This is a genomic window from Streptomyces sp. NBC_01298, assembly GCF_035978755.1.
Classification (GTDB): Bacteria; Actinomycetota; Actinomycetes; order Streptomycetales; family Streptomycetaceae; genus Streptomyces.
On the sequence record NZ_CP108414.1, the window covers coordinates 751352 to 774638 of the forward strand.

General features: G+C 72.7%; 26 protein-coding genes. 9 read left to right on the forward strand and 17 right to left on the reverse strand.

Going from position 1 to position 23287, the window contains the following annotated elements; translation table 11 throughout:
• Nucleotides 1-69: 69 nt before the first annotated feature.
• Nucleotides 70-555, forward strand: coding sequence for an NUDIX domain-containing protein (locus OG730_RS03300; protein WP_327302709.1), 486 nt, complete (start codon nucleotides 70-72; stop codon nucleotides 553-555).
• Nucleotides 556-576: 21 nt separating this feature from the next.
• Here OG730_RS03300 and OG730_RS03305 read toward each other — a convergent pair whose 3' ends face one another.
• The 4 genes from OG730_RS03305 to OG730_RS03320 all read right to left on the reverse strand — a co-directional run bounded on the left by OG730_RS03305 (nucleotide 577) and on the right by OG730_RS03320 (nucleotide 3072).
• Nucleotides 577-843: a GlsB/YeaQ/YmgE family stress response membrane protein gene (locus OG730_RS03305; RefSeq protein WP_327302710.1), complete on the reverse strand. Its 267-nt coding sequence runs from the start codon at nucleotides 841-843 to the stop codon at nucleotides 577-579.
• Between the two features lie 95 nt (nucleotides 844-938).
• On the reverse strand, nucleotides 939-1268 hold the full coding sequence (locus OG730_RS03310; protein ID WP_442814812.1) for a hypothetical protein: 330 nt from the start codon (nucleotides 1266-1268) through the stop codon (nucleotides 939-941).
• 5 nt (nucleotides 1269-1273) lie between these two features.
• Entirely contained in the window at nucleotides 1274-2167 is an 894-nt protein-coding gene (locus OG730_RS03315) for a hypothetical protein (protein ID WP_327302712.1), read from the reverse strand.
• The gene (locus OG730_RS03320; RefSeq protein ID WP_327302713.1) at nucleotides 2164-3072 is read right to left on the reverse strand and encodes a phosphatase PAP2 family protein; all 909 of its coding nucleotides are present in this window, start codon (nucleotides 3070-3072) and stop codon (nucleotides 2164-2166) included. The genes OG730_RS03315 and OG730_RS03320 overlap by 4 nt, the downstream gene beginning before the upstream one ends.
• A gap of 195 nt (nucleotides 3073-3267) precedes the next feature.
• Here OG730_RS03320 and OG730_RS03325 point away from each other — a divergent pair, with 195 nt between their 5' ends.
• Complete coding sequence (locus OG730_RS03325) at nucleotides 3268-3912, forward strand: TetR/AcrR family transcriptional regulator (protein ID WP_327302714.1); 645 nt, start codon at nucleotides 3268-3270, stop codon at nucleotides 3910-3912.
• A gap of 182 nt (nucleotides 3913-4094) precedes the next feature.
• Here the strand turns inward: OG730_RS03325 and OG730_RS03330 are convergent, their stop codons facing one another.
• Complete coding sequence (locus OG730_RS03330; RefSeq protein ID WP_327302715.1) at nucleotides 4095-4631, reverse strand: TerD family protein; 537 nt, start codon at nucleotides 4629-4631, stop codon at nucleotides 4095-4097.
• 127 nt (nucleotides 4632-4758) lie between these two features.
• A complete protein-coding gene (locus OG730_RS03335; protein ID WP_327302716.1) occupies nucleotides 4759-5940 on the reverse strand; it encodes a hypothetical protein in 1182 nt (393 codons plus the stop codon).
• A 253-nt stretch (nucleotides 5941-6193) separates the two neighbouring features.
• Here OG730_RS03335 and OG730_RS03340 point away from each other — a divergent pair, with 253 nt between their 5' ends.
• Nucleotides 6194-7009: a glutamate ABC transporter substrate-binding protein gene (locus tag OG730_RS03340; RefSeq protein ID WP_327302717.1), complete on the forward strand. Its 816-nt coding sequence runs from the start codon at nucleotides 6194-6196 to the stop codon at nucleotides 7007-7009.
• Between the two features lie 214 nt (nucleotides 7010-7223).
• Here the strand turns inward: OG730_RS03340 and OG730_RS03345 are convergent, their stop codons facing one another.
• Nucleotides 7224-7796 carry a DJ-1/PfpI family protein gene (locus OG730_RS03345; RefSeq protein WP_327302718.1) on the reverse strand — a complete coding sequence of 191 codons (573 nt, stop codon included), beginning with the start codon at nucleotides 7794-7796 and terminating at the stop codon, nucleotides 7224-7226.
• 235 nt (nucleotides 7797-8031) lie between these two features.
• Here OG730_RS03345 and OG730_RS03350 point away from each other — a divergent pair, with 235 nt between their 5' ends.
• Nucleotides 8032-8865 (forward strand): endonuclease I family protein, encoded by an 834-nt coding sequence (locus OG730_RS03350; RefSeq protein ID WP_327302719.1) that lies wholly within the window; start codon nucleotides 8032-8034, stop codon nucleotides 8863-8865.
• 25 nt (nucleotides 8866-8890) lie between these two features.
• On the opposite strand, the gene OG730_RS03355 is transcribed toward OG730_RS03350, so the two are convergent.
• The 4 genes from OG730_RS03355 to OG730_RS03370 all read right to left on the reverse strand — a co-directional run bounded on the left by OG730_RS03355 (nucleotide 8891) and on the right by OG730_RS03370 (nucleotide 12945).
• On the reverse strand, nucleotides 8891-9331 hold the full coding sequence (locus OG730_RS03355; RefSeq protein ID WP_327302720.1) for a GNAT family N-acetyltransferase: 441 nt from the start codon (nucleotides 9329-9331) through the stop codon (nucleotides 8891-8893).
• Between the two features lie 91 nt (nucleotides 9332-9422).
• Nucleotides 9423-11087: a beta-N-acetylhexosaminidase gene (locus OG730_RS03360; RefSeq protein ID WP_327302721.1), complete on the reverse strand. Its 1665-nt coding sequence runs from the start codon at nucleotides 11085-11087 to the stop codon at nucleotides 9423-9425.
• Nucleotides 11088-11210: 123 nt separating this feature from the next.
• On the reverse strand, nucleotides 11211-11645 hold the full coding sequence (locus OG730_RS03365; RefSeq protein WP_327302722.1) for a GlcG/HbpS family heme-binding protein: 435 nt from the start codon (nucleotides 11643-11645) through the stop codon (nucleotides 11211-11213).
• A 73-nt stretch (nucleotides 11646-11718) separates the two neighbouring features.
• Nucleotides 11719-12945 carry an MFS transporter gene (locus OG730_RS03370; RefSeq protein WP_327302723.1) on the reverse strand — a complete coding sequence of 409 codons (1227 nt, stop codon included), beginning with the start codon at nucleotides 12943-12945 and terminating at the stop codon, nucleotides 11719-11721.
• A gap of 179 nt (nucleotides 12946-13124) precedes the next feature.
• Between OG730_RS03370 and OG730_RS03375 the strand changes: the two genes are divergently transcribed.
• The 4 genes from OG730_RS03375 to OG730_RS03390 all read left to right on the forward strand — a co-directional run bounded on the left by OG730_RS03375 (nucleotide 13125) and on the right by OG730_RS03390 (nucleotide 16992).
• Nucleotides 13125-13580, forward strand: a complete 456-nt coding sequence (locus OG730_RS03375; protein WP_327302724.1) for a MarR family winged helix-turn-helix transcriptional regulator — start codon at nucleotides 13125-13127, stop codon at nucleotides 13578-13580.
• Nucleotides 13581-13803: 223 nt separating this feature from the next.
• Nucleotides 13804-14343, forward strand: coding sequence for a hypothetical protein (locus OG730_RS03380; RefSeq protein WP_327302725.1), 540 nt, complete (start codon nucleotides 13804-13806; stop codon nucleotides 14341-14343).
• Between the two features lie 83 nt (nucleotides 14344-14426).
• Entirely contained in the window at nucleotides 14427-15656 is a 1230-nt protein-coding gene (locus OG730_RS03385) for an IS701 family transposase (RefSeq protein WP_327302726.1), read from the forward strand.
• A gap of 244 nt (nucleotides 15657-15900) precedes the next feature.
• Nucleotides 15901-16992, forward strand: a complete 1092-nt coding sequence (locus tag OG730_RS03390) for an IS630 family transposase (protein ID WP_327302727.1) — start codon at nucleotides 15901-15903, stop codon at nucleotides 16990-16992.
• Here OG730_RS03390 and OG730_RS03395 read toward each other — a convergent pair.
• From OG730_RS03395 to pdxR, 6 genes are all read right to left on the reverse strand, one after another.
• Nucleotides 16989-17519: a GNAT family N-acetyltransferase gene (locus OG730_RS03395; protein ID WP_327302728.1), complete on the reverse strand. Its 531-nt coding sequence runs from the start codon at nucleotides 17517-17519 to the stop codon at nucleotides 16989-16991. The genes OG730_RS03390 and OG730_RS03395 overlap by 4 nt on opposite strands.
• 9 nt (nucleotides 17520-17528) lie before the next feature.
• Nucleotides 17529-18515 carry an AraC-like ligand-binding domain-containing protein gene (locus OG730_RS03400; RefSeq protein ID WP_327302729.1) on the reverse strand — a complete coding sequence of 329 codons (987 nt, stop codon included), beginning with the start codon at nucleotides 18513-18515 and terminating at the stop codon, nucleotides 17529-17531.
• 110 nt (nucleotides 18516-18625) lie between these two features.
• On the reverse strand, nucleotides 18626-19171 hold the full coding sequence (locus OG730_RS03405; RefSeq protein ID WP_327302730.1) for a hypothetical protein: 546 nt from the start codon (nucleotides 19169-19171) through the stop codon (nucleotides 18626-18628).
• Nucleotides 19168-19830: a SigE family RNA polymerase sigma factor gene (locus OG730_RS03410; protein ID WP_327302731.1), complete on the reverse strand. Its 663-nt coding sequence runs from the start codon at nucleotides 19828-19830 to the stop codon at nucleotides 19168-19170. Before OG730_RS03410 ends, OG730_RS03405 begins: the two co-directional genes overlap by 4 nt.
• An 8-nt stretch (nucleotides 19831-19838) precedes the next feature.
• The gene (locus OG730_RS03415; RefSeq protein ID WP_327302732.1) at nucleotides 19839-20330 is read right to left on the reverse strand and encodes an LPXTG cell wall anchor domain-containing protein; all 492 of its coding nucleotides are present in this window, start codon (nucleotides 20328-20330) and stop codon (nucleotides 19839-19841) included.
• A 43-nt stretch (nucleotides 20331-20373) separates the two neighbouring features.
• The gene (pdxR, locus tag OG730_RS03420) at nucleotides 20374-22131 is read right to left on the reverse strand and encodes a MocR-like pyridoxine biosynthesis transcription factor PdxR (RefSeq protein ID WP_327302733.1); all 1758 of its coding nucleotides are present in this window, start codon (nucleotides 22129-22131) and stop codon (nucleotides 20374-20376) included.
• A 113-nt stretch (nucleotides 22132-22244) separates the two neighbouring features.
• On the opposite strand from pdxR, the gene OG730_RS03425 reads away from it, so the two are divergent.
• Nucleotides 22245-23255 carry a DMT family transporter gene (locus OG730_RS03425; RefSeq protein WP_327302734.1) on the forward strand — a complete coding sequence of 337 codons (1011 nt, stop codon included), beginning with the start codon at nucleotides 22245-22247 and terminating at the stop codon, nucleotides 23253-23255.
• Nucleotides 23256-23287: the final 32 nt, after the last annotated feature.

Here is a 23287-nt window from a genome sequence, read left to right on the forward strand (position 1 = left end):
CGTACCCGGTCTGGGTAGTGAGCCTGCCCGATGTCGCCGAGGGGCCGAGGCCCGGACGGAGGTGGAACGGTGTCCGCATGGCTCCCGCCCGCCGAGTACCTCAAGACCATCCCCGCGGCGACCTCGTACGCCTGCCTCTACTTCACCGACACCGCCGGCCGCCCGGTGCAGCTCCGCGCGACGTACTCCACGGAGCTCTGGCAGTGGCCGGGCGGGAACATGGACCACGGCGAGACCCCGTGGGAGTGCGCGCTCCGGGAGTGCCTGGAGGAGACGGGCATCGCCTTCGAGGGCGAGCGGAAGCTGCTGGGCACGCAGTTCATCGCCGACCGGGGTGAGGCCTGGCCCGCGAACCACATCGGTTTCCTCTTCGACGGCGGCACCCTCACCGACGAACAGATCGCCGCCATCGTCCTGGACCCCGAGGAGCACAGCGAGGTGCGGGTCCACTCGGTGCGGGAGTGGGAGGCGCTGATGACCCCCTCGAACTTCGCCCGCCTGCGGGAGATCGACGTGGCACGGCGTACCGGCACCGTGGCCTACATGGAGGTCTGACCCGGCCCGCCGCTCCGCCGGTCAGTCGCGGGAGTTGCCGAAGATCAGGCGGTAGGCGACCAGCAGGACCAGGGAGCCCGCGATGGCGGAGCCCCAGGTCGCGAGGTCGAAGAAGTCGTTCTGGATCGACCGGTTCAGGAACTTCGCCGAGAGCCAGCCGCCGGTGAACGCGCCGGCGATGCCGATGAGGGTCGTGCCGATCAGGCCGCCCGGGTCACGGCCGGGCAGCAGGACCTTGGCGATCCCGCCCGCCAGCAGTCCGAGGATGATCCAGCCGATGATGCCCATGCCCGTTCGCTCCGCTTCGCTGTGCGCGCCTCGCCGTGCGCGCGATGTCCGTTCAGGTCTCACAGGAGGAGACGCGTGAACAGGCGAAACGGTTCTCAGACGGACCCGCGGGACCCGGGGGCCGGCTTGAGGAGGGCGATCGCGACCAGGCCCAGCACCGCGGCTCCCGCGGCTCCTGCGACTCCCGGCGCCAGGAATCCGCCGCGGGAGCGCCAGGACAGCACCGACCACGTCGACTGGGCGGAGGCGAACGAGCCCGCGCTCAGCACGGATCCCACCGAGGCCGCCGACAGGGCCGAGCCGATCGAGCCGACCGACAGCACGCTGCCGACCGACCCGATGGAGAGGATCGAGCCCACCGAACCGATGGAGAGGATCGAGCCCTTGGAGCGCAGCGAGAGGAACGAACCGTCGTCGGCAGCCATGCGGCTCATGCTGCCACACGGGCCATCGACGCGGCCTGAGCTACGGCTTGGGGCGCGGCCTGAGCCGGAACGGCCGCCGTCTGCCGCGGTGCCCGCGTGAGCAGCAGCACGCCCCGGGCCGCCGCGAGCGCTCCCGCCACGGCCAGCAGGACCCCGAACGCGCCCCCGTGGATCCGCTCGCCCAGCAGGATCATGCCGATCGCGGCCGCGGCCAGCGGGTTGGTCAGGTTGACCACCGCGAGCGGGGCTCCCAGGCCGCCCCGGTAGGCCCGCTGGGACAGGAGCATCCCGCCGACCGCGAAGACCACCACGAGCAGCGCCACCGAGACGACCCGGACGCTGAGCAGGGAACCGCCCCGGCCGCCCGCCACGGCCACGGTCTGGGTCAGGGCGGACGCAGCCGCGGAGGCCAGCCCGGACGCCGTCGCGTGGCGCAGCCCCGAGCGGGTGTCGCGCCGCGCGGTCAGCAGCATGATCACCCCGGCCGTGGCTCCGGAGACGGCGAGCGCCTCGGCCAGGGTCAGGGTCTCGTCGGGGGACGGGCCGGAGGCGGGCACCAGGAGCAGGCCGAGGCCCACGACGGTGGCCAGGGTGCCGCGCCACTCGGTGGCCACGACACGCCGCCCGGCGCCGCGCGCACCGAGCGGTACGGCGGCGACGAGGGTGAGCGCTCCGAGCGGCTGGACCAGGGTGAGCGGCCCGTACCGCAGCGCGGCGGCGTGCAGGAGCGCGGCGGCGGCGTTCAGGCCCGCCGACCACCACCAGGCGCCGTTGCCGAACAGCGCGGCGGTGGTGCGGGCGACCGCGCGGCGGGCGAGGCGTTCCTGGGCGACGGCCGCGGCCGCGTAGGTGACGGCCGCCGCGAGGCAGAGCAGGACGGCGAGGAGCGTGGCGTTCACCGGACCGCTCCTACGGGCTCCACCGCTCCTACGGGCTCCACCGGTTCGGCGGGTCTGACCATGCCCGCACCCGCACCCGCGGGAGCCGGCACCGGTGCCGGTGCCGGTGCCGGACGCCCGCCCGGCACGCTCCGCCGGGCGACGAGCGACCGGCCGGCGAGCGGGCCGGCGGCGAGCGGGCGGGCGACCGGGCGCGGGACGAGCCACAGGGCCGCCCCGAGGAGCAGCGCGGCGACGACCGCGTCGAGCCAGTAGTGGTTGGCCGTGCCGACGACCACCAGCAGGGTCACCAGCGGGTGCAGCAGCCACAGGGCGCGCCACCGCGACGAGGTCGCGGCGATCATGCCGAGGGCCAGCATCAGCGCCCATCCGAAGTGCAGCGAGGGCATCGCGGCGAACTGGTTGGCCATCGTGTCGGCGGCGGGCGCGGCCCCGTAGACGGTCGGTCCGTAGACCTGGCCGGTGTCGATCAGGTGCGCCGCTCCCAGCATCCGCGGGGGTGCGAGGGGGAAGGCCAGATGGATGACGAGCGCCGCGCCGGTCAGGACGGCCAGGACCCGGCGGGTCCAGAGGTAGTGCGCGGGGCGGCGTAGGTAGAGCCAGACCAGGAAGAGCACGGTGGCGGGGAAGTGCACGGCCGCGTAGTAGGTGTTCGCGGTGTGCACGAGGGCGTCGCCGTGCAGGAGCAGGCGCTGGACCAGGCCTTCGCCGGGCAGGTGCAGGGCGCGCTCGGCGTCCCAGACCCGCGCGGCGTTGCGGAAGGCCTCGTCCGTGCGTCCGGTCGCGAGCGTACGGCCGAACTTGTAGACGGCGAAGAGGCCCAGGACGAGCAGCAGCTCGCGTATCAGGCGGCGGCGGGCGCCCCGCCCCGTACCGGCCCCGGCGGGTGTGGTGTGGGAGGTCATCCCCCGGTCTCGCTTCCTGTACACGGCTTCATGACTCACAATCGACACACCAGTGTATCGATACATTCTCGTATCGATACGAGAATGTATCGATACGCTCGCGATCCCGTAGACTTTCACTAGAGAACGCCCCGCCGCGACCGAGATATCGCCGCACGGCAGGACGTGACACGCACCATCGAGGAGAGCCGCCCCATGACGTCGCCGACGCCGGAAGCCGTTCCGGCCCCCGCGCGCCGCTCCAAGATCACACCGGAGCGGGAGCAGCAGCTCTACGACGCCGTGCTGGAGCAGTTGCGCGAGGACGGCTACGAGGCGCTGACCATGGAAAAGATCGCGGCCCGGGCCACTTGCGGGAAGTCCACGCTCTACCGGCAGTGGAAGACCAAACCGCAGCTCGTCGCCGCCGCCCTGCGGGCGGACCGGCGCGGGACCCTCGCCGCGGTGGACACCGGAACCCTGGCGGGCGACCTGCGCGAGGCGGCCCGGATCGCCGCCTGCACCTCGGGGCGCGACACCCGGCTGATGCAGGCCGTCGGGCACGCGGTACTGAGCGACGAGGACCTGAAGGCGGCCCTGCGCGAGGCGCTGGTGGAGCCGGAGCTGGCGGCCTTCGACTCGATCGTGGCGCGGGCCGTGGACCGGGGCGAGCTCGCTCCCGGGCACCCCGCCGTGGAGTTCCTGCCCGCGCAGCTGATGGGCGTGCTGCGCATCCGGCCCGTACTGGAGGGCCGCTTCGCCGACGCCGAGTACCTCGTGCGGTTCGTCGACGCCTGCCTGCTGCCGGTGCTGAGCGCGGCCCCGCCCGAAGCGGCCCGGGCCCCTGAACCGGGCCCCTGAACCGGGCCCCCCGAACCAGCGGGCCGCCGTCCACGATGACCGGACGGTGACCCGCTCGCGCTGCCTCGTGGGGACGGTGGCAGCGCAGCCCCCGGACCGGACGGCGGGCACTCCTTCGCGGAGTGACCGCCGACCGGTCCGTGCGGCCGTCCGTGCGGCTGCCGCCTACCCGTGCGGCCGGCTCAGCTCCGGGCGGCGCCCATCGCCCGGGCGAACTCCTCAGGGTCGGCGTCGAAGCCCCGTACCGTCGGGTCGATCGACCAGACCCCGTCGGCGTCGCGGGTGAACTCGGCGACCGTGACCGCGCTCGCCGCGCCGAAGCCGGCGAGGTCGTCCACGGCGAGATCCGTGTAGCCCTCCCGGATGCGCAGCCCCTTGCCCGCGACCTCGGCGAAGGTCAGCGCCGGTCCGCCACCCGGCCGCTGGATCACCACGCCCACCACGACCCGGTTCGACGCGTCGGCGATCCGCGTCAGTTCGAGGGTCATGACCTCGTCGAAGCCCAGCCCCAGCCCGGTCCTGCTGTCCCGGTTCAGCGTGATGGTGCCGTCGGGCGACCGGCTGCCGAAGTGCACCAGGTGGACGGGCTCCCCGTACGGGTCCGCGGCCGGGTAGACCGCGGCGAGCAGGTCGAGGTCGTGGACGGGCGCTCCCGCCGGGCTGGGATCCCACCGCAGCGCGATCTCCACCTTGGCCAGGCCCTTGCGTACTCCGCTCACCGAACTCCCCCTCCGAACACCGTGCGTTGCCCCGCCATGCTGTCACGGGTCCCGCCCCGGGGCTCGAACGACCGTACGTTCCCGGCCAGTCCGGGGCACGGGGCGGGCGCACCGGGTTCGGCGCCGGCTACCAGTCCCCGTCCTGTACGGGCTCGCCCGGCCGGGGCCCGTTCCCCAGGGGCGCGATCTGGCCGGGGGCGGGCTGCGCCCACGGAGCCTCGTCGGCGCCGAGCCATTCGCCCACCGGCTGTACCTGGCCGAGGGTGCCGGAGGGGGCGAGGTCGGCGCCGTCCTCGTCGTAGTAGTCGAACCACGGCAGCCCGGCCTTGGTGTAGGCGGCCCGGTCCACGGGTGACGGGGGCGGCTCCTCTCCGGTGATCCTGCGCCACGCGGGCGGGGTCACCAGGTGGACGAAGACCCGCGCGGCCGGCTCGGACGCCCAGTCCTTCGCCTTGCGGTCGTCGCGATACACCTCCTGCCGCATGGAGCCGCCGACGCCGAGCCCCATCGCCGGCGCCGCCTGCGGAACCGGCCCGCCGCCCGAGCGCCGCAGCGGCCCCGCGGCGGAGGCCGGGGCCGCGGGGGCTCCGGGGGGCCCGCCCGGCGCCGGGGCCGCCATCGGCGGCGGCACCGGCATCCCGGGGGCCGCTCCGTATCCGCCGCCCGCGTAGCCGCCGCCCGCGTAGCCGCCCGGATGGCTCCCCGGCGGCAGGGTCCCGTACGGAAGGCCGCCGACCCGCGGGGCCCTGGCCGTGCGCGCCCGCTCGCGCTCCTCCTCCCGCCACCGCGCCAGCGCCTTCGCGCCGAGCGGGAAGGCCTGGAGCTGGACGCCGCCCGCGGTCTCCTCGCCGGTGACCTGGCCCTCGACGGTGGCACCGAGCCCCAGCGGGACGGCGACGAACTGGCGGACCGTCCCCGTGCCCGAATTGATCCCGTCCAGCCACGGCTGGCGCGGCAGCACGAGGTAGTTCTGCGGCCGGCGCCCGAGCCTGCCCGTCCACCGCTCGCCGGAGACGGCGCACACCTTGCCGACCCCGACCTGGAGCGCCGTGGGCTCCCTGGTGCCGCCGAAGCTGAGCCACATCGCCTCGCGCAGGTACACGGGGAGCATCACGCCTCCCTTGGCGAGCCAGTCCGCCGGAACCGTGTCCGGATAGTCCTCCACCCGCCGCAGCGGAAACTCCCCCAGCCCCGGGGGCAGATTGTGCGTACCGGTCTCCGGCAGCCGCAGCGTCCGCATGAAACGGACCTGCGCCCCCTCGCCCAGCAGCAGTGCGTTCCCCTCGACCCGTACTCCGCTTTCGGCCACTCGACCGGCTCCTCTCCCGTTCAAAGCCGGATTCGCAGCAAGATCTGCCGCCGTTCCGGATCGTGACCCTCAAGATTTGCTCAGATGTCGTGACACCGCGCCCGACGAGTTCCTAGCTTCCTCATATACGCGTCCACCAGCCTCCGCGGTTCCCCGCGCCCCGGCCCGGTCCCGGGTGCCCTCCGCGCGCTCCCGCGCGGCTCCGCCCGCCCGCGACGCCCGCGTATCCGTGTACCCCAGGAAAGAGTGCAGCATGAAGGTTCCCCAGGCCGGCGTGATCGCCGCAGTGATCGGTCTCTCCCTGACCGCATCGGCGTGTGGCGGTGACGACGACAAGGGGGCCCTCGCCGTCGGCATCAAGTTCGACCAGCCGGGCGTCGGCATGCGGGAGCCCGACGGCACCTTCACCGGTTTCGACGTGGACGTGGCGACGTACATAGCCAAGGAGCTCGGCTACCCGAAGGACAGGATCGTCTTCAAGGAGGTCCTGAGCAACGACCGCGAGCTCCTGCTCGAGTACAACGAGGTCCAGATCGTGGCGGCCAGCTACTCGATCAACGAGAAGCGCAAGCAGAAGGTCGACTTCGCGGGCCCGTACTTCCTCGCGCACCAGGACCTGATGGTCCGCGCCGACGACCGGACGATCACCAAGGCCGAGGACCTCAACAACCCGAACAAGCGACTGTGTTCGGTGACCGGCTCGACCTCGGCGGAGAACGTCAGGAAGAACCTGGCCCCCAAGGCGAGCCTCCTGGAGCTCGGCGGGTACTCCGAGTGCGTCGTCGCCCTCAAGGAGAACCTGGTCGACGCCCTGACCACGGACAACTCCATCCTGGCCGGCTTCACCGCCCGCAAGGGCAACGAGGGCAAGTTCCGGCTGATCGGGATGAGCCTGAGCAGTGAGAACTACGGCATCGGCCTGAAGAAGGGCAGCGGCGAACTCCAGGTCAAGATCAACAACGCGATCCGCAAGATGGTCGAGGACGGCACCTGGGACGCCGCCGTGAAGAAGAACTTCGGCCCGGACTACAAGTACGAGGCGGCGCCCGCCATCACCACGGGCAGCTGACACCCGTCGGGGCGGACCGACTGCCGGTCGCGGCCCGGCGCGCGGCCGGAACCCGCCCTCGGACCCCTCCCCGGGCCACGGTTCGGGCCATGATCCGGGCCACGGCGCCCGCGCCCGTCTCCCCCGCGAGCACGCCCGCGAGCGCCCGCGCGGGCGGCGCTCCCGGACCGACGGGCGCGGCGCCTTCCGGCGCCGCGGCCGCGCCGACCGGGGATCAGGCGCCCGAGACCGGGGCCTTGCCGCGCAGTACGGTCAGGAACTCCCGCATCCAGGCGGAGTGGTCGGGCCACGCGCGGGCCGACACCAGTGTGCCGTCGACCACGGCCTCGGAGTCCTCGAACGTGGCTCCGGACGCCTTCATGTCCAGCTCCAGCGCCGGATAGGCGGTGACCCTGCGGCCGTCGAGCGCACCAGCCGCGGCGGTGATCAGGGGGCCGTGGCAGATCTGCGCGATCGGCTTGTCCTCGCCGGCGAAGGCCGACAGGATCCGCCGCACCTCGGGGTCGTTGCGCAGGTACTCGGGGGCGCGTCCGCCGGGTACGACGAGCGCCGCGTACCGCGCCGGGTCCACGTCGGCGAAGGCGATGTCGGCGGGCCAGGTGTAGCCGGGCTTCTCGGTGTAGGTGTCGAAGCCGTCCTCGAAGTCGTGCACGACGAACCGCAGCTTCTTCACCGCGGGCGCCGCGATGTGGACCTCGTACCCCTCCTCGATCAAGCGCTGGTAGGGGTAGAGGACTTCCAGAGATTCCGCCGCGTCGCCGGTCACGATGAGGATCTTCGGTGCCATGGGCTGCTCCTGGTAGGGCTGTTCACGGTGTGGCCTCCGCTACCGTGCCCGCGCCGCCCGATCCTGCATAGGGATTCTTGCGCCAATCACCCACATGACGCGCGTAGAAAATCCCGGCTCCCGACACGTGCTTTTCACCTGTAGGGCACATGACAATGTGAACCTCGCTCTGTCACCTGATGCCCCGCCAATTCCCCGGGCGGGAGCGGTGCGTGTGGAGAGGTACCCCCACGTGATGAGAATCTCGCGCCTTACTCCCTGGGCAGCCGGCCTCGCGGCCGCGTCCCTCATATTGATCCCGGCCTCCGCTTCGGCCGGCCAGCGGAACGCGGCCGCCCCCGCGGCCGCCCCCGCGGCCGCCCCCGCCGCGGCTTCGGCCTCAGCCGTCGACACCTACTACGCCGCGGCCGAGGGCAAGACCGGCGCCGCGCTCAAGACGGCGCTGCACGGCATCATCAAGACCCAGTCCAAGGTGACGTACGACGGCGTGTGGAACGCCCTGAAGGTCACCGACCAGGATCCCGCGAACCCCAACAACGTCATCCTGGTCTACTCGGGCCGTTCGCAGTCGAAGTCCACCAACGGCGGCGGCGTCAACGACTGGAACCGCGAGCACGTCTGGGCCAAGAGCCACGGCGACTTCGGCACCGCCACCGGCCCGGGCACCGACCTGCACCACCTCAGGCCCGAGGACGTCACGGTCAACAGCACGCGCGGGAACAAGGACTTCGACCTGGGCGGCGGCCCCGTCTCCGAGGCCCCCGGCAGCCTGACCGACGCCGACTCCTTCGAACCGCGCAACGCGGTCAAGGGTGATGTCGCGCGCATGCTGCTGTACATGGCCGTGCGCTACGACGGCGGTGACGGTTTCGCCGACCTCGAGATGAACGACAAGGTCAACAACGGCAGCGCGCCCCTCTTCGGCAAGATCAGCGTCCTGAAGCAGTGGAACCTGCAGGACCCGCCGGACGCCTTCGAGCAGCGCCGCAATCAGGTCATCTACGACACCTACCAGCACAACCGGAACCCGTTCATCGACCACCCGGAGTGGGTCAACTCCATCTGGTAGGCGCGCGCCGGGACCCCTCGGCGCCCTACTGCGCGCCGAGGGCCATCCACTTGTCCGGTGCCCGGAGCGGCTCGAAGCCGGCCTTCGCGTACACCTCGTGGGCGTCCGCGGTCGCCAGCAGGATCCTGCGCAGCCCGTACGGGGCGAGGTGGTCCCGTACCGCCCCCGCCAGGGCGGTGCCGAGCCCCTTGCCCCGTACGCCGCGATCCACGTAGACGTCGCAGAGCCAGGCGAAGGTGGCGCGGTCGGTGATGACGCGCGCGTAGGCCACCTGGCGGCCGGACAAGGCGTCGTAGACCCCGTAGTTGAGCGACCCCTCGATGGCGGCGTCCTGCTTCTCGCGGGTCCGCCCGAGCGCCCAGTAGGCGTCCCCGGACAGCCACCGGTGGATCAGCTCCCGGTCGAGGCGGCCGGGGTCGGTGGAAATCTCGTAGCCCTCGGGCGGGGGCAGCGCGCTGTCGTCCATGCCCGCATCCAAGCAAAGCGGACGGGACCCGGCCAGCGGGTTTCGGCAGGCGGGACGCCGCGGCGCCGGGGCGCGGTGACGCGGTTTCGTACTACAGCCGGTCGGCCAGGGCCTTGAAGGCCGGCCAGTCCAGGGCCGGGGTGCGGGAGTCCCAGACCTTCTGCGACAGGGCGGCGAGCGGGAGCCGGATGCCGGCCGCGACCTGGTCCTGGGTCTGGGCTCCGGCGAGATCGCACCAGACGGCGAAGCGCGCGCCCAGGATCTGCCCCGCGTACCGGGCGGGCACGGCCGTGGTGCCGCGCAGGACGAGCGGGGTCCACTGCTCGTAGATGCGCCGGCCGTCGGGGTAGACGAACTGGTTCGGCTGCCCCAGCACGTAGTAGAGGTACTCGTCGTTGAGGTTGACGACCTTGCGGCCCTCGCGCAGGTACTCCAGCGGCGGCCGGGCCCCGTTCTCCTTGCCCGTCCAGTACTCCACCTGGATGTCCTTGGCCGGCTGGGCCATCCCGCCGGTGAAGAAGCCGTCGTTCCAGGCCGCCGGCGCACGGCCCGCCGAACGGACCACGTCCGCGCGGTCGTTCAGCCAGCCAGTCGCCAGGTCCTGGACCCGGGCGGTGGGCCCGTACCGCTGCCGGGCGGCGGCCGTGAGCTGCGGGAAGGAGCTCTCCGGATCCCGGTAGACCAGGGCCTGGTACTCGTCGGCGCCCACGTTCCAGATCGCGCCGGGGAACAACGGCAGGTACTCGCGCAGGAGTTCGTCCACGAGTTTCGCCGCCGCCGGGTCGGCTATGTCCACCGCGCCCTTGACCGCCCGGCCCTGGACGTCGCGCAGTTGCAGCGCGGGGTAGGCGCGCAGAACCGCTCCGAGGTGGCCCGGGGAGTCGATCTCCGGGACGACCGCGATGTGCAGGCGGGCGGCGAGCGCCGTGATCTCGCGCACCTGCGCCTTGGTGAGATGGGGGGTGGAGACGATCTCGGGGTGGGTGGTGGACTCGATCCGGAAGGCCTGGTCGTCGGAGAAGTGCAGGCCGAGCTGGTTCAGCTTCAGGTCGGCCATCTCGCGCAGCCGGTCCTCGATCCATGCCGGGGTGAAGTGCTTGCGGGCTATGTCGAGGTTGAGACCGCGCTGCGGCTTGGCCGGGGCGTCGCGCACCGTGCCCTCGGGAGCCGAACCGCCGCCGCTCACCTCCTGCTTGAGGGTGCGGGTGCCGTAGAACACCCCGGCCTGGTCGGGTCCGGTGATGCGGACCTTCCCGTCGCTCACGGTGAGGGTGTACGACTCGGGGGCGCCGGACCCCTTGGGCCCGAGGGCCAGTTCCACGTCACCCTTGCGCGGGGTGGCCGACTCGGCGAAGCCGATGCGCAGTTCCCCGGCCAGCAGCTTGCCCTCGTCCGCCAGGGCCGCACTGTCGCCCGGCGGTACGACGACCCGCGCGTCGGGGGCGGGCCGCCAGCCGGGGCCGCGGGCCGGCACGTGTTCCCGTACGGCGGGGATGGTGCGCGGGGCCTTGGACAGCGGAAGGGTGGGTGTCGGCGAGGGAGCCGGGGCCCGCGGGGTGGTGGGGGTGGCCGGGGTCGCGGCCGGGGTGGTGGCCGTCGTGCCCGGCGAGGTCGTTGCCGCGACCGGGGCCCGGGCGTTCCCCGGGGAGGGCGCCCCGGACGCGCAGCCGGGGACGGCGGCAAGCGTGACCAGCGCGGCGACCGTGGCCGTCGCTATGACGTGGCCGCGCCCGTAGTGCTGCTTGGTCTGTCGCATCACGCACCTGTCGCACGCACCTGGCCCCCGTACCAACCTGGCACGGGGGACCGAGGTGCGCGACCCGGGCGGCGGATCGGGCCGGGGATCGGGCGGGGAATCGGGTGGGAAATCGGGTGGGAATCAGGCCAGGACGCCGAGCGCGGACTCGGCGAACCCGTGGTCCTGGGCCGGGGCTCCGCCGCCGACACCGATGGCTCCGACGAGCCGGCCGTCGCGGTGGACCGGGAGCCCGCCCGCGATGAACAGCAGCGGCCGGTCCAGGGCGGTGGGGAGGGTGTGGAAGGGGCCGCCGGGCTGGACGGCATCGACGAGATCGGCGGTCGGGGCGTCGAGCTGGAGCGCGGTGAAGGCCTTGCGGGTGCTGGTCTCGCCCGAGATCAGGACGGCCCGGTCATCGCGGCGGAAGGCGAGCGGGTGGCCGCCCGCGTCGAGCACGGTGACGCTGACGGCGACCCCGGCCGCTCCGGCGGCGGCCGTGGCTGTGGCGACGAGCGCCTCGGCCTCCGCGGTGGTCAGGGGGGCGACGGCGGTACGGGTGGGGGTGGCGGTGGACATGCGGGGCTCCTGTGATGTGGGGGGGGTGCGTACGAGGGGTGCCGTACGAGGGGTGCGGTACGGGGGTGGTGGATCAGTGGTGGGCCGGGACGGCTGCGCCCGCCGGAGCGCCGGCCGTGATGACCCGGCTGCTTCCTTCGCCGCCCGCGCGGGTCCCCGTACGCCGTTCCAGCGCGCCGGACACCAGGGCGAGGGCGAGGGCCGAGGCGGCCAGCGCCGCGCCGACCCAGTTCGGAGCGGTCCAGCCGAGGCCGGCGGCGATGACGAGTCCGCCGAGCCAGGCGGCGAGGGCGTTGCCCAGGTTGAAGGCGCCGATGTTCACGGCGGAGGCCAGGGTGGGGGCGCCGGCGGCCTGGTCGAGGACCCTCTTCTGCAGCGGCGGCACGGTGGCGAAGCCGAGGGCCCCGATGAGGAAGATCGTGACGGCGGCTCCGGCCCGGGTGTGGGCGGTGACGGTGAAGGCGGCCAGGACCACGGCGAGCGCGCCCAGCGAGGTGTACAGCATCGACATCAGCGCGCGGTCGGCGAAGCGGCCGCCGACGAGGTTGCCGGCGACCATGCCGAGGCCCAGGAGGACGAGCAGCCAGGTGACGGAGGTGTCGGCGAAGCCGGCGACGTTGGTCATCATCGGGGTGATGTAGGTGATGGCGGCGAAGACCCCGCCGAAGCCGAGGACGGTCATCCCCATCGCCAGGAGCACCTGGACGTTGCGGAACGCGGCCAGCTCGTGGCGGATCCGTACGCCTTCGGGGCGGGGCAGGTCGGGGACCAGCCGCGCGATGCCGAGGAGGCCGAGGAGGCCGAGCGAGGCGACGATCAGGAAGGTGACCCGCCAGCCGAGGTGCTGGCCGACGAGGGTGCCGAGCGGGACGCCGACGACGTTGGCCACGGTCAGGCCGGTGAACATCATGGCGATGGCTCCGGCCTTCTTCTCGGGAGCGACGAGCTCGGCCGCGACGACCGCGCCGATGCCGAAGAAGGCGCCGTGGGCGAGGGAGGCCACGACCCGTCCGGCGAGCATGACGCCGAAGGCGGGGGCCAGAGCGGAGACCACGTTGCCCACGATGAACAGGCCCATGAGCAGCATGAGCATGCGCTTGCGCGGGATGCGGGTGCCGAGCACGGTCATCAGCGGGGCCCCGAGGACCACGCCGAGGGCGTAGCCGGTGACCAGGAAGCCGGCGGTGGGGATCGAGACGCCGTACGTGCCGGCGACCTCGGGGAGCAGGCCCATGATCACGAATTCGGTGGTGCCGATCCCGAAGGCGCCGATGGCGAGTGCGAGGAGTGCGAGAGGCATGAGGGGTGCCTTTCAGGAGCTGCGTGCGGGGGCTTCAGGGGAAGAGGGAGGCGGCGGGCCGGGCGATTGCCACAGCGGGTTGCCTGCGTCCACATTAATTGCAGACGCGGGATATTTGCAAGCGCGGGCAATTGCAGACGTGCCCTATCCTGGAGCCACACGCCTTCGAGGAGGAAGCCATGACGGCCACGGACAGCGCACTCACCGCCCTCTCCCAGGGCTGGTGCGCCCTCTCCCTCCTGCACGGACGGATCGAGGCGCACATCGAGCGCGCACTGCAGGCGGGACACGACCTGAGCGTGCGCGAGTACTCCCTGCTCGACGTCCTCAGCCGCCAGCACAGCGGCCCCGGCGGCCACCTGCGCATGCACCAGGTGGCGGACTCGGTGGTGCTCAGCCAGAGCGCGACGACCCGGCTGGTCAGCCGGCTGGAGGACCGCGGACTGCTCAGCCGCTACCTGTGCGACACCGACCGCCGCGGCATCTACACCGAGGTCAGCCCCGCCGGTCTCGCACTCCTGGACCAGGCACGCCCCACCAACGACACCGCCCTGCGCGAGGCCCTGGACGAGGCGGCGCGCAAGCCGGAACTCGCCCCCCTGGTGGCCGCGGTGCGCAACACTCCGGCGTCCTGAACCCCGGCGTCCGAGGCCGTCATCAACGCCTTCGCCGTCGAGGGCAACCCGTGCGACACCGCCGGCGGCCCAGGCCGAAAGGGACGGTCAAGCGCTGTGACCGGGAACCTTCACACGAGGGCACGAGATCCCGGACATCGGCCAGTGCGTGGATGCCCACTATGATCCAACTCTGATTGCTCACGGGGGAGCTGAGGCCATGAAGAGTCCGGGGTGCCTGGCGATGGCAGTGAGTGCAGTCGTTCTGCTGGGATTGCTCGGCTGGGGTGCGAAGTCGATGCTCGACTCATCGTTCGAGGGCCCGGACAACCATGTCGCGGCGACCGATCCCCGGGTCTGCCCGCAGACCGAGGGCAACAACGTCTCCCTCGCCGATGCGACCGAGCACTTCGGTCTGGCCGTGCCCGCCGACGCCACGAGCCTCGCCTTCACCGCAACGGCGGGTGGTTTGCAGGGAGAGAGCGACTTGGCGCTGCGATTCAACACTACGCCGGCGGATCTCGCCACGTTCCTCACGGCCAGCCATTTCGAACCGTCAGACGCGACCACGCAGGTACACGACAGCAGCTGGTTCGCCTACCGTTCCGGAGGAGCCGCCCTGCCTGCGCAGGGCCCGTGTGGCCTGACCCCACCGGGCAACTCCACCATGGTCTACAGCCAGGACGGTCCCGGTTATGCCAGGCGGACCAGTCCGCGGGACCTGGCGGTGGACAACACCGATCCCGCGCATCCCGTGGTCTGGATTTCGGGCTCGGACCTGTGAACCCGGCGAACCTTTCCGGTCACAGCACTAGTAGTGCTTCGTTACGTCGGGTGATCTCGCCTGGTGGTGGGCATCTTCCGGTTATGAGGCTTGGGGAGGTGGAACGACTCCGAGGTGAGTTGGCGGAGTTCGTTGCCGATGTGTTCGCTTCGCTTCCGCGGCGGGATCAGCGCAGGTGGGGCGGGTGTTATCTGCGGGGTTTGATGCTGGACGGGCGGCGTAAGTCGATCCAGCCGATGGCCGAGCGATTGCCGGACGGGAACATGCAGGCCCTGCAACAGTTCGTGAATCAGTCGCCGTGGGATCCGCTGCCGGTGCGGCAGCGGATCGCCGAACGGCTGACGGAGGCTGTCCGGCCTGAGGTGTGGGTGGTCGACGACGTGTCCTTCCCCAAGTGCGGGACGGCATCCGTGGGGGTGGCCCGACAGTACTGCGGCGCGTTGGGCAAGACGGCCAACTGCCAGGTCGCGGTCAGCGTCCACGCGGCAACCGACCTCGCGTCCTGCCCGTTGGAGTGGGAGTTGTTCCTGCCGGAGGACTGGGCGGCGGACGAGGGCCGGCGGCGCAGGGCCGGGGTGCCCGACGAGATCGGGCACGTGTCGAAGACCCGTCTGGCTCTGGGCCTGCTCGACCGCCTCGCCACCTGGTTGCCGCGGGTGCCGGTGATCGTGGCCGATGCCGGCTACGGCCGCAGCGTCTCCTTCCGGCTCGCGCTGGAAGAACGCGGCTGGTCCTACGTGGTGGCGGTCGATCCCAAAGAGGTCGCACGGCCTGCCTCCGCCGAGCCGTTCCGGCCGGCTTACGGCGGGCTGGGGCCGCCCACGCTGCCCCGCTACCGCGATGCGGCCCAGTCCCTGCAGAGTTTCATCGATCCCGGCACCTGTTTCCAGGACATCACCTGGCGCCAGGGCAGCAAGAGTGCGATGACCTCGCGTTTCGCTGTCCTGGAAGTGCGTCCGTCGGGCAAGGAAGCCTGCCGGACCGCCCAGGAACAGGCCGGTGGACGCAGCCAGTGGAACGGGGTCCTGCCGCTGCGAACCCTGCTGGTCGAACAGCCCGCAGGAGCGGACGAGCCGACCGGCTACTGGATGACCAACCTGCCCGCCACTACCCCGATCGCCGACCTGGTGCGGTGGGCGAAGATGCGCTGGCGGATCGAACACGACTACCGCGAACTCAAGCACGGCCTGGGCCTGGACCACTTCGAAGGCCGGACCTGGCGCGGTTGGCACCACCACGTCACCCTCGTCACCGCCGCACAGGCCTTCCTCACCCTCAGGCGGCTCGACCCAAAAGCACCCACGCCGGCCTGACCCTCTACCAGGTCCTGGACGTGCTCCAGAACCTGCTGAGGTGCTGGACCGGCACCTGCACCACCTGCGGCCGCCCCCTGACCGCCAGCAGATCCAGAACCTAACGAAGCACTACTAGGCCGTCTCTTTCGGATCTTGCCGGGCCCGCGACGCCAGGCACGGCACCAGACGCCGCGGACTCGGCCGACAAGATCCGAAAGAGACGACCTAGTGACCTGAGTCTGAGGTTTGTCGTTAGTTCGGCATGAGTCGTCCCGGTCCGAAGATTCCGCCGTTGTCGGTGACTGATGCCCAGCGTGCTGTGCTGGAGGGCTGGTTACGTCGTCGTTCGACAGCTCAGGCTCTGGCTCAGCGGTCGCGGATCGTGCTGGAGTGCGCGGGCGGGCATTCGGTGATGGAAGTTTCGCGGCGGCTTGGGATCGCGCCGGACACGGTCCGCACCTGGCGGCGGCGGTTTCTGGAGCACGGCCTGGACGGGCTGGGCGACGAGCCGCGGCCGGGTGTCCCGCGGAAGATCACCGACGCTGATGTCGAGCGGGTGATCGTCAAAACACTGGAAGAGACGCCGAAGAACGCGACGCACTGGTCGACGAGGTCGATGGCCGCGGCCACGGGAATGTCGCAGTCGACCGTCTCAAGGATCTGGCGGGCGTTCGCGCTGGCTCCGCATCGTTCGCAGACGTTCAAGCTGTCGACGGACCCGCTGTTCATCGACAAGGTCCGCGACGTGGTCGGCCTCTACCTGGACCCGCCGGAGAAGGCTCTGGTCCTCTGCGTGGATGAGAAGTCGCAGATCCAGGCCCTGGACCGGTCCCAGCCGGTCCTGCCGATGATGCCTGGCGTTCCAGAGCGCCGCAGTCACGACTACATCCGCGCCGGCACAACCACCCTCTTCGCGGCCCTGGAGGTCGCCACCGGCAAGGTCATCGGGTCTCTCCACCGCCGCCACCGGGCCGCCGAGTTCAAGAAGTTCCTGGCCAAGATCGACAAAGAAGTGCCGGCGGATCTTCAGATCCATCTGATCCTCGACAACTATGCGACCCACAAGACGCCGGACATCAAGAAATGGCTGCTGGCACACCCGCGGTTCCACCTGCACTTCACACCGACGAGCGCGTCGTGGCTGAACCTGGTGGAGCGGTGGTTCGCCGAGCTCACCCAGAAGAAGCTCAAGCGTGGAGTCCACCGCTCCGTCCAGGCTCTCGAGCGCGACATCCGTTCATGGCTGGCCGACTGGAACGACCAGCCCAAGCCCTTCGTCTGGACGAAGACAGCCGACGAGATCCTCGACAAAGTCGCCGCCTACTGCCACCGAATCTCTGACTCAGGTCACTAGACGCGCTGCTCCAGTACCTGGCCCGGCCAGGCGCCGGAGAGGAACGGGGCGGTGCGGGTGAAGCCGTTGCGCTCGTAGTACGCGACCAGTTCGCCCGTACCGCCCGCCCAGCAGTCGACCCGCAGCAGCTCCACACCGGCCAGCCTGGTCTCCTCCACGGCCCGGGCCAGCAGGGCGGCGCCGATGCCCAGCCCGGCGTACCGCCGGTCGGAGACCAGCAGCCGGACGTACCGCTCGGGTTCCCCGGCCGGTGCGATCATCGGCATCTTCGGGCTGGGCCCGGTGTCCAGTACCAGGGCTCCGACGGGCACCCCGTCCCGCTCCGCGATGTACGGGGAGTTCTCCGTCGCGTACCCCTGGACCCGCTCCACGCCGCCGGGAACGAGCGAGTACGGGGTCGTGCCCCACTGCTCGGTGTTCCCGCGGGCGTTCATCCAGGCCACCGCGGAATCGAGCATGTCCAGAATGGTCCGTACGTCCGCCGGGCCGCCCGGCCGGATCCGTATGCCGTGTGTGCTGTCGTTCATGGGGCGAGCCTATGCCGTGTCGCGGTGCGGGCTCACGGCGGTCAGCGCGCGGTACTCCGTGGGCGTGAGTCCGTACGCCTCGCGGAACGAGCGGCTGAAGACCTCGGGTCCGCTGAAGCCCCAGCGGGCGGCGATGGACTGCACCGGATGGGCGGCGAGTTCGGGCCGGCCCAGGTCGGTGCGGCACTGCTCCAGCCGGCGCCGCCGGATCCGGGCCCGGACGCTCTCCCCCTGCCCCTGGAAGAGCTGGTGGAGGGAGCGCACGGAGATGGTGTGACGGGCCGCGATGACCGGCGGTGCCAGCTCCGGGTCGCCGAGGTTGTGCTCGATGAAGGCGTGGATCCGGCGCAGGAGCACCTCCGCCCGGGCTTCGGCGGGGATCGCCTCCTCGGCGTCCAGGTGCTGGGCCAGGCAGGCGGTGGCGAGGTCGACGGCGACCGAGCCGAGCCTGGCCAGCTCCCGCGGTTCGCATTCGGCGGCGTGGTCCTCCAGGGCGGTCATGAAGGAGGCCAGGATCGCCGCGATGCCGCGGTCACCCGGTATGCGGCGGGCCAGCAGCCGTTCCAGCCGCTCGGGCCGCAGGGGCAGTACGTCCCGGGGGAGCATCAGGATCGTCGCCCGCACCTGGCCGCCCTCCGCGTGCATCGTGTTGTCGGAGGGGCGCGAGGTGTCCCACAGCATGAGGTCCCCGGCCCCGACCGTGCACGCGTTGCGGTGCTGGGACATCGACGTGACGCCCTTGCGCAGCAGGGCCAGTTGGTACTGCTCCGGATCGCCGCGCCGGATCAGCGCGGCGGTGCGCCGCGAACGCAGGGGCGACAGGGAGAACTTGGACGCGCGCAGGGACCCCAGGTCCACCACGGCGGCCTCGCCCTGGAACTCGGCCGGGCGCTCGCTGCTGAGGGCGGCCGGCATCACCTCGCGGGAGATGATGTCGGCATACCAGTCGAACCGCTCACCCGCGGGCACCCCGCCCGACGACACCACTGACCACATCCCGCGCCCCCACGCTCGAACTCATCGGCAGGCTCCAAGGATGCCGCCAATTGATCTCCGTCGGCGCATGGTTGCGGCCCGCGTGGCGCCGGTCCCCGTTCCGTGCCTCCTCAGCGGGGGCCCGGCGAAGTCGTGGGCGGCCGGGACGAGGCCGAGGGCGAGCCCCGCGTCGGGGTCGGGGTCGGGGACGGGGACGACGGAGCGGAGGCGGAGGAACTGGGCCGTGGCGTACCCGTACCCGCCTCCGGCGCCCGGGACGGGCTCACGGTGGGGCTGTACGAGTGCGTGGGCACGGCCGAAGGCGAAAGGCGCGACGGGGAGACGGACGGGGACGGACCGGCCGGGACCGGTCCCGGAGACGGACCGGTCGGCGTGGGCGTGGGCGGCGCGGCCGGCGGCGCAGGTACCGGCCCCGGGCGGACCGGAGCGTCCGGCGCCAGGACGGCGTACCCCACCACCGTCGCGGCGGCCGCCGCCAGCCCCGCCAGGGGCAGCGTGAAACCGCGGGGCCAGGCCCAGGACAGGCGCCGCACCCCCGGCTCCGGCGGCTGCGCCGGGCGCAGTTCGCGCACGGTGATCCCGGCCGCGCGGGCGTCCAGGGCCTGCCGCAGCCGGTCCTCGACCGGCCGCCCGCCCGGCTCCTGTCCACGCGTCATATCCGACCCTCCAGAATCCGTTCCAGCGCGTCCAGCCCGCGGCTCGCGTTCGATTTGACCGCGCCCCGGCTGATCCCCAGCGTCTCGGCTATCTCCGCCTCGCTGAGGTCGGCCCAGTAGCGCAGCACCAGGACCTGGCGCCGCCTCGGCGTCAGCCGCCCCAGCGCGGCGAGGACCTCGCGGTGTGCCTCGTCGAGGACCACGGAGGCTTCGGCGGAGGGCACATCGGCCGGCGCCTGCGGGGTCCACGCGCGGGCGGTCCGGCGGCGGCGCAGGACGGAGCGGGCCGTGTTGACGACGGAGGTGCGCAGGTAGCCCAGCGCGTTGTCCACCTCCGTGATCCGCTCGCCGTGGCGCCGGTACAGGGCCGTGAAGGCGTCCTGCACCACGTCCTCGGCGGTGCCCAGATCGTCCACCAGCAGCACCGCCAGCCGGACCATCCGCAGCCGGTGGGCGTGGTAGAGCTCGGTCACGGTGGGCGGCGGGCCGCCCGTCTCGGAGTGATGGCCGTACGTGTACCCGTGCCGGTACGGCTCCGACGGCGCGGGCGGGGCCTGCGCGGAGGAGCGCTCGCGGCGCAGCAGGAACGACCACAAGCCCCGCCGCGGCCGGTCGAAACCGAGCGCGGCGGGGCCGGCGGATGGTGCGAGATGGAGCACGGGGGTCCTCAGCCGTTGGCGCGGCGCCGCACGGTGTACAGGGTCGCGGCCCCGGCGGTGATCAGCACGGCGGCCCCGGCGCCGAGCGCGACCGTGGTGGCGGAGGAGCCAGTATGCGCGAGCTCGGAATCGCCGGGCGAAGCGGGGGCGGGGCTCGGAGCCGCGCTCGGGACGGCGGTCGGCGTCCCGCCCGGGGCGACGGTCGGGGACGCGCTCGGGCGGACGCTGGGGGACGTGCTCGGGCGGACGCTGGGGGCCGCGCTCGGCGTCGCGCTCGGGGGCCGGCTCGCCGAGGGCGCGGGGGACGAAGGAGCCACGCTCGGCGACGTGCTCGGCCTCGCGCTCGTCGCCGGTGCGGGCGCGGACACGGTGGGCGAGGCAGAGGACGCCCCTGCTGCGGCGGAGGCCGGCCCGGCCAGCGCGAGGGCCGTGCCGGCGGCGGCGACGGCGACGGCCGCCGCCCTGCGGACGGACAGCGGGGCGCGCTTCAGGTTCTTCACGGTGGTTCTCCACGGTCGGCTGCGGGGCGCGGGATCACGCCCTTCACCCCCGCACGACGCGCGAGTGCCCGGGAGGTTGCCGCCGATTCCGAAAAACTTTTCGCGGCCCTCCGGAAGGGCCCCGGAACGGCATCCGCACAGCATCCGCAGGACCCTCCGCAACGGCCCTCCGCACCGCCCCCGGCGCCACCCGCTCAGGCCCGGCGAGCGCCCCCGCCCCCCGCCGGCCCCGCACCCCCCGCAGGGCCGCGCCGATGACGGCCACGCCCTCCTCGATCTCCCCCGCCGTGCCCGCCGCGTAGCCGAGGACCAGGCCCGGAGCCCCCGGAGTCATCCGGTGCCAGGACAACGGATGCGCCTTGACCCCGAGGTCCAGGGCCGCCGCGGCGAGAGCGGTGTCGTCGAAGCCCGCCGGGGCGCCGGAGCCGCCCGCTCCCTCGAAGGTGACCATCAGGTGCAGCCCCGCCGCCGCCCCGTGCACCCGTGCGCCGGGCAGTTCGGCCGCGATCGCGCGGAGCATCGCGTCCCGGCGGGCCCGGTGGCGGCGGCGTACGAAGCGCAGGTGGCGCTCCAGTTCGCCCGAGGCCATCAGCCGGGCCAGCACCAGCTGGGCGAGGACGGGATTGCCGAGGTCGGCGTAGCGCTTGGCCTCGATGACGGCGTCCAGCCGGCGCGGCGGGACCAGCAGCCAGCCCAGACGCAGGGCGGGGGCGAGGAGTTTGGAGACGCTTCCGGTGTAGCAGACGGCCTCCGGGAGCAGGGCCCGCAGGGCGGGTACGGGGGCGCGGTCGTAGCGGTGTTCGGCGTCGTAGTCGTCTTCGATGACCACTCCCCCGCCAGCCGCCCAGCCGAGCAGCTCGCGGCGCCGTTCCCCGTCGAGGACGACACCGGTCGGGAACTGGTGCGCCGGGGTCAGCACCACCGCCTGGGCCGGGCCGGCCGCCAGGGCGGCGGTGTCGATGCCGCCCGCGTCCACCGGGACGGGCAGGATGCGCATGCCCCCGTGTTCCAGTTGCCGGCGCGTCCCGAGCGAGCCGGGGTCCTCGACCGCCACGTGCCGTACGCCTTCCGCGCGCAGCACCTGTGCCAGCAGTCCGAGCGCCTGCGCCACGCCCGCCACCACGACCACCTCGTCGGGGTCCGCGCGGATCCCGCGGTTCAGGGCGAGCCAGCCGGTGATCGCCTCGCGCAGCTCGGGGGTGCCCTGCGGGTTCCCGTAGCCGAAGGCGGCGGGGGTCAGCTCGGCGAGGACCCGGCGTTCCGCCTGGAGCCAGGCCGTGCGCGGGAACGCGGCCAGGTCCGGCGCCCCTGGCGAAAGGTCGATCGGGCCCGGGGCCGCGCGCAGCGCGTCGACGAGAACGCCCCATTCCCTCGTGCCGAACGGGTCGGCCGGATCCGGGAACGCGGAGCGCGCGGACTCGGACGGGCGCTGCCCTCCGGTCACCGGCGCGGCCACCACGACCGTCCCCGCACGGCCGCGGCCGGCCACCTGCCCGGTCTCCGCCAGCCGCTGGTACGCCTCGGTGACCAGCCCCCGGGAGACCCGCAGTTCGGCGGCGAGGACGCGGCTGGCCGGGAGGCGGCTGCCGACAGCGAGCGTGCCGTCCGCGATCGCCGCACGGAGCCGGTCGGCGAGCCAGTCGGTGCGCCCGCCGGCCGGGGCCCGGCCGATGTCCAGCTGGAGGAAGTCCGACCCCGCTGCTTCGGAACCCCCTGCTTCGGAACCCGCTGCTTCGGACCCCCCTGCTGCGACACCTGCTGTTACGGACCCCTCAATGGCGCTCTCTTTGGACCTGTCCATGGGTCCATTGTGGCGCCAGGCTCAACGGTATGAGCACCTCAGCACCTTCACATGCTTCGTACCCGTCACCGCCTGCACAGCCTGCACAGCCTTCGCCGCCTTCGCCCCGGCACTTGCGCGACCTCGCTCCCGGCATCGCCGGCATGGTCCTCGTCGGCAGCAGCGTCACCCTCTCCCGCTCCCTCGTGGACGCCCCGCTCTTCGGCGTGCAGGCCGTCCGCTACACGATGGCCGCGCTGCTCCTCTTCGGTCTCGCCCGCCTCGCCCGGGTGCGGATCACCGCCCCGCGCGGCCGGGAGTGGCTGTGGCTGGCCGGGGTCGCCGCGACCGGGCTGGTGCTGTTCAACGTGGCCGTCGTACGGGGCGTCGCGCACGCGGAGCCAGCCGTCATCGCGGTCGCCGTGGCCTGCGCGCCGGTCCTGCTCGGGGTGATCGGTCCGCTGATGGAGGGCCGCACGCCCAGCCGCCGGGTGCTGCTGGCCGCTCCGGTGGTCGTTGCCGGGGCCGTGCTGGTGGAGGGAACGGGCCGGACGGACGCGGCCGGGGTCGGATGGGCCGCGCTCGCGCTGGGCTGCGAGGCGGGGTTCACCCTGCTCGCGGTACCGGTGCTGCGCCGCCACGGGGCGTGGGGGGTGTCGCTGCACGCGGTGTGGATGGGCGCGGTGATGCTGGCGGTGCTCACGGTGTGCGTGGAGGGGCCCGCCGAACTCGTCTCCGTGAGCCCGCGCCAGTGGGCCGCCGCCGGCTACCTCGCCGTGATGGTGACCGCGGTGGCCTTCCTCCTCTGGTACCGCACGGTGGCCGCGGTGGGTTCCGGCCGGGCCGGGCTGCTGACCGGGGTGGCCCCGCTCGCAGCGGCGGGCGCGGGGGCCGTCACCGGCGGCGGGCTCCCGGGGCCGGCGGTGTGGCTGGGCCTGGCCGTCGTGGTCGCCGGGCTGGCGGCCGGACTACGGCCGGAACGGACCCCGGGCGGGCCGGCGGGCGCACCGGACACACCGGCCGAACCGGTCACGCGGCCCGCACCCGCCATGTCCGTCATGCCCGTCACACCGGTCACGTCCGCCCCTCCCCTCACCCCCGTCACGCGAAAGCCCCGTAACGCCCAGGAGTCCACGGCCCCTTGAGCACCCCCCGCCTTGTGGATCACAATCCGCAG

Coding starts and splice junctions, on each gene's coding strand:
- OG730_RS03305 (WP_327302710.1), bottom strand. CDS start 843: ATGGGCATCATCGGCTGGATCATCCTCGGACTGCTGGCGGGCGGGATC.
- OG730_RS03310 (WP_442814812.1), bottom strand. CDS start 1,268: ATGGCTGCCGACGACGGTTCGTTCCTCTCGCTGCGCTCCAAGGGCTCG.
- OG730_RS03320 (WP_327302713.1), bottom strand. CDS start 3,072: ATGACCTCCCACACCACACCCGCCGGGGCCGGTACGGGGCGGGGCGCC.
- OG730_RS03325 (WP_327302714.1), top strand. CDS start 3,268: ATGACGTCGCCGACGCCGGAAGCCGTTCCGGCCCCCGCGCGCCGCTCC.
- OG730_RS03340 (WP_327302717.1), top strand. CDS start 6,194: ATGAAGGTTCCCCAGGCCGGCGTGATCGCCGCAGTGATCGGTCTCTCC.
- OG730_RS03345 (WP_327302718.1), bottom strand. CDS start 7,796: ATGGCACCGAAGATCCTCATCGTGACCGGCGACGCGGCGGAATCTCTG.
- OG730_RS03350 (WP_327302719.1), top strand. CDS start 8,032: ATGAGAATCTCGCGCCTTACTCCCTGGGCAGCCGGCCTCGCGGCCGCG.
- OG730_RS03355 (WP_327302720.1), bottom strand. CDS start 9,331: ATGGACGACAGCGCGCTGCCCCCGCCCGAGGGCTACGAGATTTCCACC.
- OG730_RS03360 (WP_327302721.1), bottom strand. CDS start 11,087: ATGCGACAGACCAAGCAGCACTACGGGCGCGGCCACGTCATAGCGACG.
- OG730_RS03365 (WP_327302722.1), bottom strand. CDS start 11,645: ATGTCCACCGCCACCCCCACCCGTACCGCCGTCGCCCCCCTGACCACC.
- OG730_RS03370 (WP_327302723.1), bottom strand. CDS start 12,945: ATGCCTCTCGCACTCCTCGCACTCGCCATCGGCGCCTTCGGGATCGGC.
- OG730_RS03375 (WP_327302724.1), top strand. CDS start 13,125: ATGACGGCCACGGACAGCGCACTCACCGCCCTCTCCCAGGGCTGGTGC.
- OG730_RS03380 (WP_327302725.1), top strand. CDS start 13,804: ATGGCAGTGAGTGCAGTCGTTCTGCTGGGATTGCTCGGCTGGGGTGCG.
- OG730_RS03385 (WP_327302726.1), top strand. CDS start 14,427: ATGAGGCTTGGGGAGGTGGAACGACTCCGAGGTGAGTTGGCGGAGTTC.
- OG730_RS03390 (WP_327302727.1), top strand. CDS start 15,901: ATGAGTCGTCCCGGTCCGAAGATTCCGCCGTTGTCGGTGACTGATGCC.
- OG730_RS03395 (WP_327302728.1), bottom strand. CDS start 17,519: ATGAACGACAGCACACACGGCATACGGATCCGGCCGGGCGGCCCGGCG.
- OG730_RS03400 (WP_327302729.1), bottom strand. CDS start 18,515: ATGTGGTCAGTGGTGTCGTCGGGCGGGGTGCCCGCGGGTGAGCGGTTC.
- OG730_RS03405 (WP_327302730.1), bottom strand. CDS start 19,171: ATGACGCGTGGACAGGAGCCGGGCGGGCGGCCGGTCGAGGACCGGCTG.
- pdxR (WP_327302733.1), bottom strand. CDS start 22,131: ATGGACAGGTCCAAAGAGAGCGCCATTGAGGGGTCCGTAACAGCAGGT.